The organism is Pseudomonas sp. BB438 (genome assembly GCF_057180225.1).
This window is the reverse complement of the sequence record NZ_CM170001.1, coordinates 1,058,786-1,075,975: the sequence shown is the minus strand read 5'-3', so window position 1 is coordinate 1,075,975 and position 17,190 is coordinate 1,058,786. Positions and strand designations below refer to the sequence as shown.

Below are 17,190 nucleotides of genomic sequence, written 5' to 3'. Positions count from 1 at the left end.
CCGTGAAACCCTATCCGATCAATCGTGTGTCCATCGTCATCCCGGTGTACAACGAAGAGGCCAGCCTGCCCGAGCTGCTGCGCCGCACCACCGCCGCCTGCGAGAAGCTGGGCCGCGACTATGAAATCGTGCTGATCGACGACGGCAGCCGCGACAGCTCCGCCGACCTGCTGCAGGAAGCCGCCGAGGCGCCGGGCAGCCACGTGGTGGCGGTGATCCTCAACCGCAACTACGGCCAGCACGCCGCGATCATGGCTGGCTTCGAGCAGTGCCAGGGCGACCTGGTGATCACCCTCGATGCCGACCTGCAGAACCCGCCGGAAGAGATTCCGCGTTTGGTGGAAGAAGCCGCCAAGGGCTACGACGTGGTCGGCAGCGTGCGCCAGCAACGCCAGGACTCCGCCCTGCGCCGTTGGCCGTCGAAGCTGATCAACCTCGCCGTGCAGCGCTCCACCGGCGTCGCGATGAGTGACTACGGCTGCATGCTGCGCGCCTACCGCGCGAGCATCGTCAAGGCGATGCTGGCCTGCCGCGAACGCAGCACCTTCATCCCGATCCTGGCCAACAGCTTCGCCCGCCACACCAGCGAGATCCTCGTCGCCCACGCCGAGCGCGAGCATGGTCAGTCGAAGTACGACTTCCTGCGCCTGATCAACCTGATGTTCGACCTGGTCACCTGCATGACCACCTCGCCACTGCGCCTGCTGTCCTTCGTCGGCGGCGGCATGGCGGTGGCCGGCTTCGCCTTCGCCCTGCTGCTCGTGGTGCTGCGCCTGCTGTTCGGCGCCGCCTGGGCCGGCCACGGGGTGTTCGTGCTGTTCGCCGTGCTGTTCATGTTCACCGGTGTGCAACTGGTCGGCATGGGCCTGCTCGGCGAGTACCTGGGCCGCATGTACAACGACGTACGCGCCCGCCCCCGCTTCTTCATCGAGCGCATCGTCCGCACCGAGACGTCGCGCGCACCGCTTTCCACTTCTTCTCCTTCTTTCGAGTCCATTCAGCCATGACCCAGCAGACCATCGTCTTCGCCTACCACGACTTCGGCTGCGCCGGCATCGAGGCCCTTCTCGCCGCCGGTTACCAGATCGACGCCGTCTTCACCCACGCCGACGATCCCAAGGAAAACCGCTTCTATGGCTCGGTTGCGCAGCTCTGCGCACGCCTGGGCATCCCGGTGCACGCTCCGGAAGACGTCAACCACCCGCTGTGGGTCGCGCGTATCCGTGAACTGCAGCCGCAGTACATCTTCTCCTTCTACTACCGTCACCTGCTCAGCGAAGAACTGCTGGCCTGTGCCGCGAAGGGCGCCTACAACCTGCATGGCTCGCTGCTGCCGCGCTACCGTGGCCGCGCCCCGGCCAACTGGGTGCTGGTCAACGGCGAGACCGAGACCGGCGTAACCCTGCACCGCATGGTCAAGCGCGCCGATGCCGGCGGCATCCTCGCCCAGCAGAGCGTCGCCATTGGCGCCGACGACACCGCCCTGGTGCTGCACGGCAAGCTGCGCGAAGCCACCCGCGAGCTGCTCGCCTCCGCCCTGCCGCGCCTGGCGCGCGGTGAGCTGCAGGAAGTCGCCCAGGACGAATCCCGCGCCAGCTACTTCGGTCGCCGCACCCCGGCAGACGGCCAGCTCGACTGGAAACGCCCGGCCAACGAACTGCACAACCTGGTCCGCGCCGTGACCCAGCCCTACCCAGGCGCTTTCGCCCCGGTGGGCGATCGCAAGCTGATCGTCTGGAGCTCGCGCATCGCTGCTGGCAACAACGGCATGGCGCCGGGCTCGGTACTGTCAGTCGATCCCCTGCGTATCGCCTGCGGTGAAGACTCGCTGGAAATCCTCTCCGGCCAGCAGGGCGACAGCGGCCTGTTCCTCGCCGGCCCGCAGCTCGCCCGCGAAATGGGCCTGGTCGACGGCTCGCGCCTGCACGGCGCGACCGGCAAGCCCAAGCGCAAGACCCGCGTCCTGATCCTCGGCGTCAACGGTTTCATCGGCAACCACCTCTCCGAGCGCCTGCTGCGCGACGGCAACTACGAGGTCTACGGCCTGGACATCGGCTCCGATGCCATCGAGCGCCTGAAGGGCAACCCGGACTTCCACTTCGTCGAAGGCGACATCAGCATTCACACCGAGTGGATCGAGTACCACATCAAGAAGTGCGACGTGGTCCTGCCGCTGGTGGCGATCGCCACGCCGATCGAATACACCCGCAACCCGCTGCGCGTGTTCGAGCTGGACTTCGAGGAAAACCTCAAGCTGGTCCGCTACTGCGTGAAGTACAACAAGCGCGTGATCTTCCCGTCCACCTCCGAGGTGTACGGCATGTGCTCCGACGCCAGCTTCGACGAGGACAAGTCCAACCTCATCGTCGGCCCGATCAACAAGCAGCGCTGGATCTACTCGGTCTCCAAGCAACTGCTCGACCGCGTCATCTGGGCCTATGGCCAGAAAGGCCTGAAGTTCACCCTGTTCCGTCCGTTCAACTGGATGGGTCCACGCCTGGACCGCCTGGACTCCGCCCGTATCGGCAGCTCCCGCGCGATCACCCAGCTGATCCTGCACCTCGTGGAAGGCACCCCGATCCGCCTGGTCGACGGCGGCGAGCAGAAGCGCTGCTTCACCGACGTGGACGACGGTATCGAGGCACTGGCGCGCATCATCGACAACGACGGCAACCGCTGCGACGGGCAGATCGTCAACATCGGCAACCCGGACAACGAGGCCAGCATCCGCCAGCTCGGCGAAGAACTGCTGCGTCAGTTCGAGGCCCACCCGCTGCGCGACCAGTTCCCGCCGTTCGCCGGCTTCCGCGAAGTGGAAAGCCGCAGCTTCTACGGCGACGGCTACCAGGACGTGTCGCACCGCAAGCCGAGCATCGAGAACGCCCGTCGCCTGTTGAACTGGCAACCGAGCGTGGAGCTGTCCGCGACCATCGGCAAGACCCTGGACTTCTTCCTCCGTGAAGCCCTGGCCGAACGCGCCGGTGGTGCGCCCCATGCCATCCCGCTGAAGAAAAGCATCGCCTGATGAGAGCGGGACTACGCATCGACGTCGACACCTACCGCGGCACCCGTGACGGTGTGCCGCGACTGCTGGACATGCTCGAGGAAGCGGGCGTCAAGGCGACATTCTTCTTCAGCGTCGGACCGGACAACATGGGCCGACACCTGTGGCGCCTGATCCGCCCGCAGTTCCTGTGGAAGATGCTGCGCTCGAACGCCGCCGGTCTCTACGGCTGGGATATTCTCCTGGCCGGTACCGCCTGGCCGGGCAAACCGATCGGCCGCGACCTCGGTCACCTGATGCGGCGCGCCCAGGAGGCCGGCCACGAGGTCGGCCTGCACGCCTGGGACCACCACGGCTGGCAGGCCAACGCCGGTCGCTGGAACACACAGCAACTGGAGCAGCAGATCCGCCGTGGTGTGGACACCCTCGCCGACATCCTCGGCAACCCGGTGGAATGCTCGGCGGTGGCCGGCTGGCGTGCCGACGAGCGCACGGTGGAGGCCAAGGAGCGCTTCGGCTTCCGCTACAACAGCGACTGCCGCGGCCGCTCGATGTTCCGTCCGCGCCTGGCCGATGGCCGCGCGGGTACTCCGCAGATTCCGGTAGACATGCCGACCTTCGACGAAGTCGTGGGCCCGCAGACACCGCCTCCGGCCTTCAACGACTACATTCTTTCCCGTTTCGACATGGACGCCTTGAACGTGTACACCATTCACGCCGAGGTCGAGGGCATTCTCATGGCCCACGACTTCCGACGCTTGCTGGCCCAGGCACGGGCCAGCGGCATCCGCTTCGTTCCGCTGGGCCGGCTGCTGCCGGACGACCCGACCACCCTGCCCGTCGCCAGCCTGGTGCGCGGCGAACTGGCCGGCCGCGAAGGCTGGCTGGGGGTGCAACACGCATGAAGCGCCTGGCCTACCCGACGCTGCTCGCCGCCTTCGTCCTGTGCATCCTGCTGCCGATGGCCTTCCACGGCCTGTGGATTCCCGACGAATCGCGCAATGCGCAGATCTCCCAGGCCATGCTGCAGAGCGGCGACTGGGTTTCCCCGCACCTGCTCGGCCTGCGCTACTTCGAGAAGCCTACCGGCGGCTACTGGCTGACAGCGGCCAGCCAGGCGGTGTTCGGGCAGAACCTGTTCGGCGTGCGCTTCGCCTCGGCCCTGGTCACCGCGCTGAGTACCCTGCTGGTGATCCTGGTTGCTCGCCGGCTGTGGAACGACCCGCGCCGTACCTGGGCTGCGGGCCTGCTGTACATGAGCTTCGGGCTGATCGCCGGGCAAGCCGGCTACGCCAACCTCGACCCGCAGTTCACCCTGTGCGTGAACCTCAGCCTCGGTGCCCTCTGGTTCGCCTTCGACGCCACCACCACGCGCGGGCGCCTCGCCGCCTGGAGCCTGCTGGGCGCCGCCTGCGCCTTCGGCTTCATGACCAAGGGCTTCCTCGCCTTCCTGCTGCCGGTGATCGTCGGCCTGCCCTACGCCGTGCTGCAGAAGCGCTTCGGCGAGCTACTGCGCCATGGGCCGCTGGCGGTGCTGGTGGCTGCGCTGGTCGCCGCGCCCTGGGTGCTGCTGATCCATGCCCGCGAGCCGGACTTCTGGGACTTCTTCTTCTGGCACGAGCACATCCGCCGCTTCGCCGGTGACGACGCCCAGCACGGCCGCCCATTCTGGTTCTTCGTGCCGTTGCTGTTCGCCAGCGCACTGCCCTGGGCAGTGCTGATCATCCCGGCACTGCGCAACGCCCTTAACGGGTGGCGCGAGTCGAAACTGCTGTTCCTGCTCCTGTGGTTCGCCATGCCCTTCCTGTTCTTCAGCCTGGCCAAGGGCAAGCTGCCGACCTACATCATGCCCTGCTTCGCCCCGCTGGCCCTGCTGATGGCCGATGCCATCGGCCGTGCGCTGCAGCAACGCAAGCTGGTCGCCCTGAAGCTCAACGGCGCGCTCAACCTGATCCTGGGCAGCAGCGCCCTGGCTGGCCTGGTCTTCATGCAGGCGCGCCACCCGCAGTACCACGACGAACTGCCCAGCGTCCTGATGATCGCCCTGGTCTGCATCGTCTGGCTGCTCGCCGGGCTGTTGCAGGTGCTACGCCCGAATCGCTTCTGGGCGGTGCCCGCCTTCGCCGCCTGGCTCCTGGTGGCGCTGGTGCCCAACGCCATGCCGAACAACCTGGTCAACAGCAAGATGCCCGACCAGTTCATCGCCGAGCACCTGGACCAGCTCAAGGGCGCCCACAGTCTCCTGAGCAACGACCTGGGTACCGCCACCGCACTGGCCTGGCGTACCCAGCGCAGCGACATCACGCTGTTCAACACCGAAGGCGAACTGAAGTTCGGCCTGAGCTATCCCGAGGGCCAGGGCCGCAGCGTCGCCCCGGCCGATATCCACGCCTGGGTCGACCGCGCCCGCGCCGAAGGCACTCTCGGCGTGGTCATGCGGGTCAACAGCGCCAACGACGAAGCGGAACTGGCGATGCTGCCCAGCGACGCCATCAGCTACCGGCAGAACCACCTGGTGGTCCTGCTGATTCCGCAGGCCACGCCGTGACCGCCCTGTTGCTGGCCGGCGTCTGCCTGCTCACCTGCCTGGGCCAGCTGGCGCAGAAGTTCGCGGTGGAAAGCTGGCGCACGGCGCCTTCGAGCCTGACGGCGAAACTCTTCTCGCCCTGGCTGATACTGGCCGTCGCCTGCCTGGGCGGTGGCCTGCTGCTCTGGCTGCTGGTCCTGCAACGCCTGGAAGTCGGCGTCGCGTATCCCATGCTGAGCCTGAACTTCGTGCTGGTGACGCTGCTGGCAAGCCGCCTGTTCGGCGAGCATATCGACGCCCGCCACTGGTTCGGCGTGGCGCTGATCGTCGGCGGCGTCGCCCTGCTGGGGATGCACGCGTGAAGCGCGGTATCGCTTTCGCCCTCGGCAGCGTGCTGCTGGTGAGCGGCGCACAACTGGGCATGCGCTGGAGCATGACGCACCTGCCCTCGCACTGGCCGTTCGACCTGGTGCAGCTCGACATCGCCGCCCTGCTGACGCTGGCCGGCGCAGTATTGGCCTATGCGCTGTCGATGCTCTGCTGGCTGCTCGCCCTGAATCATCTTCCCCTCAGCCGCGCTTACTCGTGGCTGAGCCTCAGCTACGCCCTCGTCTACCTCGGCGCCGCCGTCCTGCCGGGACTCGGCGAACCCCTGAGCCTGCCGCGCACCCTGGGTGTCGGCCTGGTCATCGCCGGGGTCATCGCGATCAACGCGCCGCGCCGCCAGGACCGAACAACCGCCACTCCATCCGGTGACGCTCGCGCCGAGCACGCACGGTTCGAGTGACCCTCTTTTCGTTTCAAGTCCCTTTTGGGGAGAGTCCAAGCATGAAAATCAGCGTATTCGGAATCGGTTATGTCGGCCTGGTGCAGGCCGCGGTCATGGCCGAAGTGGGTCATGACGTCCTCTGCATGGACATCGACGAAGACAAGATCGCCAAGCTCAAGCGCGGCCAGATCAGTATCTTCGAGCCAGGCCTGGCCGAACTGGTGAAGGACAGCCTGGAAACCGGGCGCCTGCACTTCACCAGTGATGTCGCCGAGGCGGCCGCCCATGGCCGCGTGCAGTTCATCGCCGTGGGCACGCCCCCGCAGGCCGACGGTTCCGCCGACCTGCGCGCGGTGCTGGCTGTCGCGGAAGGCATCGCCCGCCACCGCACCCAGCCGGTGGTCCTCGTCGAGAAATCCACTGTGCCCGTGGGTACCGGCGATCGCGTGCGCGCGCGGGTACAACAGGTGCTCGCCGAGGAAGGCCGCGACCTCGACTTCGATATCGTCTCCAACCCCGAATTCCTCAAGGAGGGCTCGGCCCTGGCCGACTGCCGCAAGCCCGACCGTATCGTCATCGGCTGCGAGCGCCCGGACACCATGGCGCTGATGCGCGAGATCTACGAGCCGTTCAACCGCAACCATGACCGCATCATCGCGATGAACCTGCGCAGCGCCGAGCTGACCAAGTACGCCGCCAACTGCATGCTCGCCACCAAGATCAGCTTCATCAACCAGATCGCCGAGCTGGCCGAGCATCTGGGCGCCGACATCGAGGCCGTACGCCAGGGCATGGGCGCCGACCCGCGCATCGGCTACCACTTCATCTACCCGGGCTGCGGCTACGGCGGCTCATGCTTCCCCAAGGACGTCCAGGCGCTGATCCAGAGTGCCGAGGAAGCACATTGCTCGAACGACCTGCTGCGCGCCGTGGAAGCGGTCAACCAGCGGCAGAAGAACAAACTGTTCGAGCGCATCCACAGCTACTACGGCGGCAACCTCAAGGGTCGCACCTTCGCGCTCTGGGGGCTCTCGTTCAAACCCAACACCGACGACATGCGCGATGCGCCCAGCCGCACGCTGATGGAAGCGCTGTGGGCGGCCGGCGCGCAGGTGCGGGCCTTCGACCCCGAAGCCATGCCCGAGGCGCAGCGCCTGTATGGCCACGATGAACGCCTGACCCTGATGGGCACGCCGGAAGCCACCCTGGGCGGCTCGGACGCGTTGGTCATCTGCACCGAATGGCGTCAGTTCAAGGCACCGGACTTCGAACTGCTGGCCAGCCGCCTGAAGGGCCCGGTGATCTTCGACGGGCGCAACCTGTTCGATCCGGAACGCGTCGCGCGCTACGGCTTCGAGTACTTCCCCATGGGCCGTGGCGACTCGCACCGCCTGCCGGTGCCGGCGCAAGCCGCCGAAGAACATCACCGACGCAGCGCCTGACGTCACCTGAACCTGCAGCAGCGCGCCAGGCGCGCTGCGGCAAAAGTCCGAGCATCTAGCCCCGCCCCGGCGCCTGCTCGCCCATCACCATCATCGGCGCCGCCTCGCCCCGCTTGAGCAGCGCATACAGCACACCGGTCACCACACTGCCGGCAGCAATCGCCAGCAGATAGAGCAGCGCGTGGTTCATCGCATTGGGGATCAGCAGCACGAACAACCCGCCGTGGGGCGCCAGCAGCTTGCAGCCGAACAGCATCGACAGCGCACCGGTCAGCGCGCCACCCGCGATGCTTGCCGGAATCACCCGCAGTGGATCCTTGGCAGCGAAGGGAATCGCGCCCTCCGAAATGAAGCACAGCCCCAGCACCAACGCCGCCTTGCCGGCTTCACGCTCGCTCTGGGCGAACTTGCGTCGCGCCAGCAGCGTAGCGATGCCCATGCCGATCGGCGGGACCATGCCGCCGGCCATCACCGCCGCCATCGGCGCATAACTCTGCGACGCGAGCAGTCCCACCGAGAACGCGTAGGCCGCCTTGTTGATCGGCCCGCCCAGGTCCACGCACATCATCCCGCCCAGCAACAGGCCGAGCAGAATGGCATTGGTGGTGCCCATGCCGGCAAGGAAATCGGTGAGTGAACGCATCATCGCCGCCACCGGCGACCCCACCACGTAGATCATCACCAGCCCGGTGAACAGGCTGGCCAGGAGCGGAATGATCAGGATTGGCTTGAGCGCCGCGACGCTCGTCGGCAGCGGCAGCCACTGGGCAATCGCCCGCGCCGAATAGCCGGCGAGCAGGCCGGCGACTATGCCGCCGAGGAACCCGGCGCCCAGCGTGCTCGCCAGCAGGCCGCCGATCATCCCCGGCGCCAGGCCCGGGCGGTCGGCGATGGACCAGGCGATGTAGCCAGCGAGCATCGGCACCATCAGTTTGAACGCGGCATCGCCGCCGATCTGCATCAGTGCCGCCGCCAGCGTACCTTGCTGCTTGAAGGCCTCGATGCCGAAGACGAAGGACAGCGCGATCAGCAGGCCGCCCGCCACCACCATCGGCAGCATGAAGGACACCCCGGTGAGCAGGTGCTTGTAGACGCCACGCGCTTCGTTCTTCGCCGGCGCCGTGCTGCTGGCGGACGAAGCAGTCTCCTCCGTCGCCTCCTTCAGCGCCCGTTCGATGGTCGCCTGCGGCTGTTTCAGCGCCACGCCGGTGCCGCATCGGAAAATGCGCTTGCCGGCGAAGCGCTCGGGATTGACCTCGATATCCGCCGCCAGCAGGACCACGTCGGCGCCGGCGATCTCCTCCTCGCTCAGCGGGGTGCGCGCCCCTACCGAACCCTGGGTTTCCACCCGCAGCTCGACGCCCATCTGCCGCGCCGCCTGCTGCAGCGCTTCGGCCGCCATGAAGGTGTGCGCCACGCCGGTCGGGCAGGCCGTCACCGCGACGATCTTCGCCACACGCGCCCTTTCTGCCAGCCCACTCGACGCCTCTCCCGGCTGCCAGACTTGCGCCTCTTCGGCCGCGCGCTGCAGAAAAACGGCGGGCTCCGCCAGCGCTTCGGCCGGTCGCGCCCGCACCAGGCGCTTGCCGGCGAAGCGCGAGAGATCCAGCGGCTGCACGCTGACCACCAGCACCCAGTCCGCCGCGGCAATCTGTCCCTCGCTCAACTGGCGCTCGGGGTGCTGCGGATTGCATTGTTCGACACACACCGACCAGCCCAGGCGCTCGGCCGCCGCGCGCAGCAGGCGGGCGCTGAGCACGCTGGAAATCTGGCCGTTGGGGCAGGCCGTGATCAGGGCAAGGTTCATCGTCATACCTCGTGTTGTTCTAGTGCTCAGGCCAGGGCCCGAACCTGCACCGCGTCTTCGATGCGCTTGAGTCGCTGCGCATCGCCGATGCCGAACTGGAATTGAGTGACCGCCAGCGCCGCCACGGCCGTGGCCTGGCGCAACACGTGCTCGGCCGGCCAACCAGCCAGCAGGCCGTGGACCATACCGGCAAGGAGCGAGTCGCCGGCACCTACCGTGCTGGCGACCTCCACCGTCGGCGGCACGGCCTGCCAGGCGCCCTGCGGGCCGAACCAGCGCACACCCTCGGCGCCCTGGGAAAGCACCACCTGCTCGATACCGCGCGCGCGCAACGAATCAACCTGCGCGGCCAGCTCCTCAGCGCTGCCGGCAAGTTGTCCACAGGCCTCGCCCAGCTCCTGGTCATTGGGCTTGATCAGCCAGGGAGCGGCCTCGATGCCGGCGCGCAACGCCGCGCCACTGCAATCGAAGGCGACCTTCAGGCCGTGGCCCTGCAGGCGCAGCAGCAAGTCGCGCAACCACTGGGGATCGATGCCGCGCGGCAGGCTGCCGGCGACCACGGCGATCTCGAAATCGGCAGCAATCAGGTCAAGGCGATCCAGCAATGCATCCTGCTGCGCTTCACCGACCTGCGGGCCGGGGCCGTTGATATCGGTGATACGCCCGGAGCCTTCGGCCAGCTTGATGTTGCTGCGGGTTTCTCCCGGAACGCGGACGAAGGCATCGATGAAGCCTCGGCGGCGGAACAGCGCCTCGAACGGCTGTGCATTGTCCGCACCAAGGAAGCCGGCAACGGTCAGGGAATGCCCAAGGTCGGCCAGTACCTGGGCGACGTTCACGCCCTTGCCGGCGGCCTGGCTGAGCACCGACTCGCTGCGGTTCACCTCGCCGGGTTCCAGCTGCGGCAGGCGCACGGTGAGGTCCAGCGCGGGGTTCAGGGTCAGGGTCAGGATACGGGCCATCAGTGCACCTCCGGCAGCGCGAGGGCAACGCTCTGGCGCACGTCCGCCGCCGAGCACAGGGTCAGGGCGGCTCGCGCCAGCTCGCGGGAAGTCGGCAGGTCCAGTTCACGGACCCGCGCCTTCACCAGGGGAATGCTGCGCGCCGAGACGCTCAACTCGTCAACGCCCAGCCCCACCAGCAAGGGCACCGCCAGCGGATCGGCCGCCAGTTCGCCGCACACGCCGACCCACTTGCCATGGGCATGGGCGGCGCGCACGGTCATGTCGATCAGTTGCAGCACCGCCGGATGCAGGCCGTCGGCCTGGGCGGACAGGCTCGGATGGCCACGGTCGATGGCCAGGGCGTATTGGGTCAGGTCGTTGGTGCCGACGCTGAAGAAATCCACCTCGCGCGCCAGCACCGGCGCCAGCAAGGCGGCCGACGGCACCTCGACCATGATGCCAAGCTGCAGGTCATGCTCGCCGCCCAGCTCCGCGCAGAGCTCAAGCGTCAGGTCGCGGGCCTGCCGCCACTCCTCCACCTGGCCCACCATGGGGAACATGATGCGCAGCGGGCGGCCCGCAGCGGCGGTCAGCAACGCGCGCAACTGGGTACGAAAAATCTGTGGGCGTTGCAGCGTGAGGCGCACGCCGCGGATGCCCAGGTAGGGGTTGGTTTCCTCAGGGATCGGCCAGTACGGCAGCGGCTTGTCACCGCCCACGTCGAGGGTGCGCGCCACCAGCGGGCGCCCTTCGAGGGCATCGAGCACGCGGCGGTATTCGGCTTCCTGGGTCGCCTGGTCCGGCGCCTGGGGGTTGTCCATGAAGACGAACTCGGTGCGCAGCAGGCCAACACCTTCCGCGCCCAGCTCCACGGCCTTCGCCGCCCCGGCGGTGTCGCCGAGGTTGGCGCAGACTTCCACGGCATGGCCGTCGCGGGTGACTGCCGGCTCGTGACGACGCGCCTCGGCCTGCTCCGCACGGCGCTGGCGCTGGTCACGCTGGCGCTCGGCAGCGCGCAGCGTCTGCGCATCCGGCGCGACCGTCAGCTCGCCCTTCTCGCCATCCAGCAGCAAGGCGGTGCCGGACTCCAGCGCCAGCACGCTTTCCCCGGCGCCCACCAGCGCGGGGATGCCCAGCGCTCGGGCGATGATCGCGCTGTGGGAGGTCGCGCCACCGCGCGCGGTAACGATGCCCGCCACGCGCTCCGGGTCGAGACGCGCCACGTCCGACGGACCAACCTCATCCATCACCAGGATGTAGGGCTCACCTGGCTCGACCGCACTCTCGACACCGCACAAGCGCGCCAGCACCCGCCGGCCGACGTCACGCAGGTCGGCCGCACGCTCGGCCAGCAGTGCGTCGCGCAAGGCCTCCTGCTCGCCAGCCACGCGCTCGATTACCTGGCCCCAGGCGGCTTCGGCGCTGGCACCTTCGGCCAGGCGCGCCTGCACCTCGTCGAGCAACTCGGGATCGTCCAGCAGGGCCTGGTGAGTGACGAAGATGTCGCGGATCGCCTTGACCTGGCTGCGCGCCACCAGGCTTTCGATCTCTCCGCTGATGGCCGTGCGTGCGTCATCCAGGCGCTGGCGCTCGGCGTCCGGTGATTCGCCGCGCGCGGCGAACTCGAAGGCCCGGGTGACCTGCACGTAGGCCGGCCCATGAGCAATGCCCGGCGATGCAGCGATGGCCTGGAGCTGCGTTCCCGCGTCGGGCGCTCGCACGATGTGCAACGCCGGCTCATCCGGCTGAACGCTCTCGACGATCAGTTCGATGGCTTCAGGCAGTGGCTCGACCTCTTCCCCCAGGCCCTGCTCCACCGCTGCGCGAACGGCAGCCAGCGCGGCCTCGGCAATATCCGGTTCGGCGAAGAACTCCAGTATCTGCCCACGTCGCGCCCCGAGGCTGAGCAGCTTGCTCAGGCTGCGAATGGACACGGGAGCGCTGTCGCCTTCGGCGACGCGCACGCGGATTTCCCCGCTGAAATCACGCGCCAGCAGCATCAGTACCTGCGCCGGGCGAGCGTGCAGGCCATGGGCGTTGGCTAGCGGCACACGGATGCTCGGCCAGTCCACCGGCAACTCGCCGCCCAGGGCTTCCAGCACGGCACGAACGGAGGTGGCGCTCGCCAGTTCGCCGGCACGGCCGTCCACCAGCAGGTCGCAGAGGCGCGCGAACACCGCCTCGTGCGCATCGCCCTGGCGAGCCAGGCAGAACAGGCCGCGCACCGGCTGGCCGGCGTGGCTCAGCTCACGCGTGGGGGTGACGAAGACGAGGCCGGGACGCGTGACGCATTGCTCGCTGTCCTGCCACCAGAGTCCTGCGCCCAGCGGCAGCGCTTCCTGGTCGTGCAGCGCGGCGGCGAAGCCGGGGACGACGCAGCCGGCCCTCTTCAGGCGGCGCGCGCCGACCAGGGCCAGTTCGTCGAAATCCTCGGCAGCGACGCCAAGACCTACCACGTGCTCATCGAACAGCAGGGGCTGCGGTGTGCCGCCTTGCAGCAAGTGCAGGAGATCCTCGGGCCTCTGGGCAGCACGCAGCGCGGCGCCTACGTCGCCGTCGCCCAGCGCACGGGTCAGCAGTTGCAGCAGACGCAGGTGTTCGTCGGACTTGGCCGCGATGGCGATGGCCAGGTGAACCGTCTGCCCGTCCCCCCAGTGCACGCCGTCGGGGAAGTGCATCAGGCGCACGCCGGTGCGCTGCACCAGGTGGCGCGTCTGGGGCGTGCCGTGGGGGATGGCGATGCCCTGCCCGAGGTACGTGGAGCCCTGCGCCTCGCGGGCCTGCAGGCCTTCGAGATAGCCGGCGGCGACCAGGCCGTCGTCTTCGAGGGCGGAGCCGAGCAGGGCCAGGGCGGCCTGCTTGTCGGCAGCGCGCTGGCCCATGCGGACCTGCTGCGCGTTGAATTCGAGCATCGCGTTCTCCTCACCGGCATTCGCGCGCGCCGGCGCTGGGGCGGTTATCCGCTTGTACGGTGATCAGCTTAGAGGTTGCGCTGCAGGAACAGGGTTCAGGCAATACTGCATGCGCAATGCTGAATCGATTCACCTATTGAGACTGGCACGTTACTCGATAATGCGTGATCCTTGAAGCCCCCAATTGTCGGCAGCATCCCGCGTTGAAACTCAGTGATATCGCCCGCCTGGCCGGTGTTTCGGTCACCACCGCCAGCTACGTGATCAATGGCAAGGCCGTCCAGCGCCGCATCAGCGCCGCCACGGTGGAACGCGTGCGCGCGGTGATCGAGGAACACGGCTACCACCCGGACCAGCAGGCGGCCAGCCTGCGTCGCGGGCAGACCCGCACCCTGGGCTTCGTCCTGCCGGACCTGGAGAACCCCAGCTACGCCAAGCTCGCCAAGCTGCTCGAGCAAGGTGCCCGGGCGCGCGGCTACCAGTTGCTGATCGCCTGCTCCGACGACGAGCCCGACACCGAGCGCCAGGTACTCAGCCTGTTCCGCGCGCGTCGCTGCGACGCGCTGATCGTCGCCAGCTGCCTGCCCGCAGGCGACGAGAGCCACGCCCGCCTGCAGGCCGACGGCGTGCCGATCATCGCCGTGGACCGCCAGCTCGACCCACAGCGCTTCTGCTCGGTGGTCAGTGACGACCGCGACGCCAGCCAGCGCCTGACCAGCAGCCTGCTGAAACCGGCGCCGCGCAGTATCGCCCTGCTGGGTGCGCGACCGGAGCTGATCATTTCCCAGGAGCGCGCCGCGGGCTTCCGCAGCGCCCTGCGTGACTACCAGGGCCAGGTGCTGATCGAGCATGGCGAGACGTTCAGCCGCCCCTGCGGCCGCCGTCTGATGGAAGCACTGCTGGCCAGCCAGGGCCAGTTGCCCGAGGCACTGATCACCACGTCCTACGTCCTGCTCGAAGGCGTGTTCGACGTGCTCCAGGCCCTGCCCAGCGGCTGGCCGGCGGACCTGCGCATCGCCACCTTCGGCGATACCCAGTTACTGGACTTCGTACCGCTGAAGGTCAACGCCATTTCCCAGCAGCACGCGCTGATCGCCGAGCGCGCACTGGACCTGGCGCTGGCTGCCATCGAACAGAACAGCTACACCCCCGGCGTGCACCCGATCCCGCGCAACCTCAAGCTGCGCACGGAGTGAGCCGATGCGCCTGATCGACACCCACAACCACCTCGACTGCCCGGACTTCGAGCAGGACCGCGCCGCCGTGCTGCAGCGCAGCCGCGAGCTAGGAGTGGAGCGACAGGTGCTGCTGGGCGTGTTCCGCGAGAACTGGGAGGACGTCTGGGCGCTGGTGGAACAGGAGCCGGACCTGTACGCCGCCCTGGGCCTGCATCCGATCTACCTGGCGCGGCACAGGCCGGAACATCTCACCGCGCTGCGCGAGTGGCTGCAGCGCCTCGCCGGGCACCCGAAGCTCTGCGCGGTGGGCGAGATCGGCCTGGACTATTACCTGGAAGACCTCGACCGCGATGGCCAGCAGGCGATCTTCGAGGAACAGCTGCGCATCGCCATCGATTTCGAGTTGCCGGTACTGCTGCACGTGCGCCGTGCCCATGCGGCGATGATCGCCACGCTCAAGCGCTACAAGCCCCAGCGCCAGGGCATCATCCACGCCTTCGCCGGCAGCCGCGAAGAAGCCCGCGAATACCTCAAGCTGGGTTTCCGCCTGGGCCTGGGCGGCGCGCCGACCTGGCCGCAGGCCAACCGCCTGCGCAAGGTAGTGCCGGAAATACCGCTGGAATCCATCGTGCTGGAGACCGACTCGCCGGACATGGCGCCGTCGATGTACCCCGGCGTGCGCAACAGCCCGGAGCATCTGCCGGACATCTGCGCGGCGCTGGCGGAGTTGAAGGGCATCAGCGCGGAAGAGTTGGCCAGCGCCAGCACGCGCAATGCGATGGAGTTGTTTGGCTGGAGCTGAAGCTCAGCTTTTCGTGGAAGCGGACTTCAGGCTGGCCCCTCATCGCGGATGAATCCGCTCCTACGAAAAACCACTCCATGCCGCTTTGGCTTTGGCTTTGGCTTTGGCTTTGGCTCAGAAATGCTTCCAGAGAAACACCAGCGCACTCCGACTGCCCCGTTCAGGAGGCCTCGTTGAAGCGGAGTTTCAGGGGTTGAGCGACATGGATGTCGCGAGAGCTGCGACGGGCCAGGGACGGCCCTTCGCGGCGTGCCCCTGAAACTCCAATTCAACGAGGGAATTTTTCGCCCCAAGCGAAAAACCGGATGTCCGGGGCAAGACTTTTTGGTTCCTTTTGTGGCGTTTGACAAAAGGGACTCGCCGAGAGGCGAAACCAAATCTATAAGCGCACGCCGAAGCGGCGCAGAACTCCCACCCCGAAGCAAAAACATCGCGGACAGAGTCCTGAGTTCACCGACAAACCGATGCCCGTGAGATGGGGTGCTTCCATGCGACCCACGGACATCGGCCTGCTGGCGAAAACCTGGTAACGGGGCGGATCACAGCATCCGCCCCGGAGTCAGTGACGATCAGACGCGGAACGCGCCAATCAGTCGTTTCAGTTCCACCACCTGCCCGGCCAGTTCGCGGCTGGCGCGCTCGGTTTCGCTGGCGCCTTCGGAGGTGCGCTCGCCGGCCTGGTTAATCTCGACGATGTTCTGGTCGATGTCATGGGCCACGGCGGTCTGCTGCTCGGCAGCGGCGGCGATCTGCTGGTTCTGGTCGACGATGGCGCCTACCGCCTGGAGGATGTTCTCCAGCGCCTGTTGCACCCGCGCCGACTGGCTGACGGTGCCGTCGGCGGTCTGGTGGCTGCTGCCCATGGCCTTCACCGCCGCGCCCACGCCGTTCTGCAGGCGGGCGATCATCTGCTCGATCTCTTCGGTGGACTGCTGGGTGCGCTTGGCCAGGGTCCGCACCTCGTCGGCGACCACGGCAAAGCCCCTGCCCTGCTCACCGGCACGCGCGGCCTCGATGGCAGCGTTGAGCGCCAGCAGGTTGGTCTGCTCGGCGATACCCTTGATCACATCCAGCACACGACTGATGGAGGCGCTGTCGGCGGCCAGCTGGTTGATCACCGCCACCGACTCGTCGATCTCCCCGGCCAGGCGCTGGATGCTGCCCACCTGGGACGCCACCAGGGCGCGGCCGCTGGTGGTTTCCTGGTTCACATTGTGGGCGCTGCCCACCGCCACGGCGGCGCTGCGCGCGACTTCCTGAGCGGTTGCGGCCATCTGGTTCATCGCGGTGGCGACCTGCTCGATCTGGTTGCGCTGGCCGGCCACCGCCTGGTTGCTCTCGGCGGACACCGATTCCACGCGCACGGTCTGCCGCTCCACCTCGCCGACGGTACGGCCGACCTGCTCGATCAGGTCATGGATCTTCGACACGGTCTGGTTGAAGGCATCGCCCAACTCGCCCAGCTCGTCGCGGCTCTGGGCTTGGAAGTTGACGGTCATGTCGCCGGAAGCGACGCGCTCCATCATCCTGCCCAGACTCTTCAGGGTGGTGCGGGTGGAGACGTAGAAGCCGCCGTAGAGGTAGACGATCGATACGAACACCACCAGCAGTGCGACGACCAGCAGGACCATCTGCCGCTGCTTGCTGGCCAGGCGCTCCTGCAACGCGCCGTCGACGAACTGCAGCACCCGGTCGTCGAGGCGGTAGGTCTGCTCCATCGCCTTGCTGACCTGATCAAAGAACTCTGCCCAGGGCATGTCGAGGGTGTCGGCCATCACGACCTTGTCCTCGAACAGCTTGCCCAT

At 67.6% G+C, this 17,190-nt stretch carries 13 protein-coding genes; 9 read left to right on the top strand and 4 right to left on the bottom strand.

Annotated features, from left to right (window positions below):
- The first annotated feature begins 2 nt into the window (after positions 1-2).
- From arnC to AC1ZV1_RS05155, 7 genes are read left to right on the top strand one after another with little or no spacing between them, the layout of a single operon-like run.
- Positions 3-1,007, top strand: coding sequence for an undecaprenyl-phosphate 4-deoxy-4-formamido-L-arabinose transferase (gene arnC / locus AC1ZV1_RS05185; RefSeq protein WP_484295798.1), 1,005 nt, complete (start codon positions 3-5; stop codon positions 1,005-1,007).
- Positions 1,004-3,025 carry a bifunctional UDP-4-amino-4-deoxy-L-arabinose formyltransferase/UDP-glucuronic acid oxidase ArnA gene (gene arnA, locus AC1ZV1_RS05180; RefSeq protein ID WP_484295797.1) on the top strand — a complete coding sequence of 674 codons (2,022 nt, stop codon included), beginning with the start codon at positions 1,004-1,006 and terminating at the stop codon, positions 3,023-3,025. The genes arnC and arnA overlap by 4 nt, the downstream gene beginning before the upstream one ends.
- Complete coding sequence (gene arnD / locus AC1ZV1_RS05175) at positions 3,022-3,909, top strand: 4-deoxy-4-formamido-L-arabinose-phosphoundecaprenol deformylase (protein ID WP_484297506.1); 888 nt, start codon at positions 3,022-3,024, stop codon at positions 3,907-3,909. The genes arnA and arnD overlap by 4 nt, the downstream gene beginning before the upstream one ends.
- Positions 3,906-5,552: a lipid IV(A) 4-amino-4-deoxy-L-arabinosyltransferase gene (gene arnT / locus AC1ZV1_RS05170; RefSeq protein ID WP_484295796.1), complete on the top strand. Its 1,647-nt coding sequence runs from the start codon at positions 3,906-3,908 to the stop codon at positions 5,550-5,552. Before arnD ends, arnT begins: the two co-directional genes overlap by 4 nt.
- On the top strand, positions 5,549-5,893 hold the full coding sequence (gene arnE, locus AC1ZV1_RS05165; protein ID WP_484295795.1) for a 4-amino-4-deoxy-L-arabinose-phosphoundecaprenol flippase subunit ArnE: 345 nt from the start codon (positions 5,549-5,551) through the stop codon (positions 5,891-5,893). Before arnT ends, arnE begins: the two co-directional genes overlap by 4 nt.
- A gap of 59 nt (positions 5,894-5,952) precedes the next feature.
- On the top strand, positions 5,953-6,318 hold the full coding sequence (gene arnF / locus AC1ZV1_RS05160) for a 4-amino-4-deoxy-L-arabinose-phosphoundecaprenol flippase subunit ArnF (protein WP_484297505.1): 366 nt from the start codon (positions 5,953-5,955) through the stop codon (positions 6,316-6,318).
- Positions 6,319-6,359: 41 nt separating this feature from the next.
- Positions 6,360-7,742 (top strand): UDP-glucose dehydrogenase family protein, encoded by a 1,383-nt coding sequence (locus tag AC1ZV1_RS05155; protein WP_484295794.1) that lies wholly within the window; start codon positions 6,360-6,362, stop codon positions 7,740-7,742.
- A gap of 55 nt (positions 7,743-7,797) precedes the next feature.
- Here the strand turns inward: AC1ZV1_RS05155 and AC1ZV1_RS05150 are convergent, their stop codons facing one another.
- The 3 genes from AC1ZV1_RS05150 to ptsP are packed head-to-tail and all read right to left on the bottom strand — an operon-like array spanning position 7,798 to position 13,405.
- Complete coding sequence (locus AC1ZV1_RS05150) at positions 7,798-9,549, bottom strand: PTS fructose-like transporter subunit IIB (protein WP_484295793.1); 1,752 nt, start codon at positions 9,547-9,549, stop codon at positions 7,798-7,800.
- A gap of 26 nt (positions 9,550-9,575) precedes the next feature.
- The gene (pfkB, locus tag AC1ZV1_RS05145; protein ID WP_484295792.1) at positions 9,576-10,511 is read right to left on the bottom strand and encodes a 1-phosphofructokinase; all 936 of its coding nucleotides are present in this window, start codon (positions 10,509-10,511) and stop codon (positions 9,576-9,578) included.
- Positions 10,511-13,405 carry a phosphoenolpyruvate--protein phosphotransferase gene (gene ptsP / locus AC1ZV1_RS05140; protein WP_484295791.1) on the bottom strand — a complete coding sequence of 965 codons (2,895 nt, stop codon included), beginning with the start codon at positions 13,403-13,405 and terminating at the stop codon, positions 10,511-10,513. The genes pfkB and ptsP overlap by 1 nt, the downstream gene beginning before the upstream one ends.
- A 203-nt stretch (positions 13,406-13,608) precedes the next feature.
- On the opposite strand from ptsP, the gene cra reads away from it, so the two are divergent.
- The gene (gene cra / locus AC1ZV1_RS05135) at positions 13,609-14,601 is read left to right on the top strand and encodes a catabolite repressor/activator (protein ID WP_484295790.1); all 993 of its coding nucleotides are present in this window, start codon (positions 13,609-13,611) and stop codon (positions 14,599-14,601) included.
- Between the two features lie 4 nt (positions 14,602-14,605).
- Positions 14,606-15,385 (top strand): TatD family hydrolase, encoded by a 780-nt coding sequence (locus AC1ZV1_RS05130; RefSeq protein WP_484295789.1) that lies wholly within the window; start codon positions 14,606-14,608, stop codon positions 15,383-15,385.
- A 569-nt stretch (positions 15,386-15,954) separates the two neighbouring features.
- Here AC1ZV1_RS05130 and AC1ZV1_RS05125 read toward each other — a convergent pair.
- A complete protein-coding gene (locus tag AC1ZV1_RS05125) occupies positions 15,955-16,659 on the bottom strand; it encodes a methyl-accepting chemotaxis protein (RefSeq protein WP_484297504.1) in 705 nt (234 codons plus the stop codon).
- Between the last annotated feature and the right edge of the window lie 531 nt (positions 16,660-17,190).

Excerpts from the sequence above, each read along its gene's own strand:
- arnA (WP_484295797.1), top strand. The coding sequence starts at position 1,004 with ATGACCCAGCAGACCATCGTCTTCGCCTACCACGACTTCGGCTGCGCC.
- arnT (WP_484295796.1), top strand. The coding sequence starts at position 3,906 with ATGAAGCGCCTGGCCTACCCGACGCTGCTCGCCGCCTTCGTCCTGTGC.
- arnF (WP_484297505.1), top strand. The coding sequence starts at position 5,953 with ATGCGCTGGAGCATGACGCACCTGCCCTCGCACTGGCCGTTCGACCTG.
- AC1ZV1_RS05155 (WP_484295794.1), top strand. The coding sequence starts at position 6,360 with ATGAAAATCAGCGTATTCGGAATCGGTTATGTCGGCCTGGTGCAGGCC.
- AC1ZV1_RS05150 (WP_484295793.1), bottom strand. The coding sequence starts at position 9,549 with ATGAACCTTGCCCTGATCACGGCCTGCCCCAACGGCCAGATTTCCAGC.
- pfkB (WP_484295792.1), bottom strand. The coding sequence starts at position 10,511 with ATGGCCCGTATCCTGACCCTGACCCTGAACCCCGCGCTGGACCTCACC.
- ptsP (WP_484295791.1), bottom strand. The coding sequence starts at position 13,405 with ATGCTCGAATTCAACGCGCAGCAGGTCCGCATGGGCCAGCGCGCTGCC.
- AC1ZV1_RS05130 (WP_484295789.1), top strand. The coding sequence starts at position 14,606 with ATGCGCCTGATCGACACCCACAACCACCTCGACTGCCCGGACTTCGAG.
- AC1ZV1_RS05125 (WP_484297504.1), bottom strand. The coding sequence starts at position 16,659 with ATGGCCGCAACCGCTCAGGAAGTCGCGCGCAGCGCCGCCGTGGCGGTG.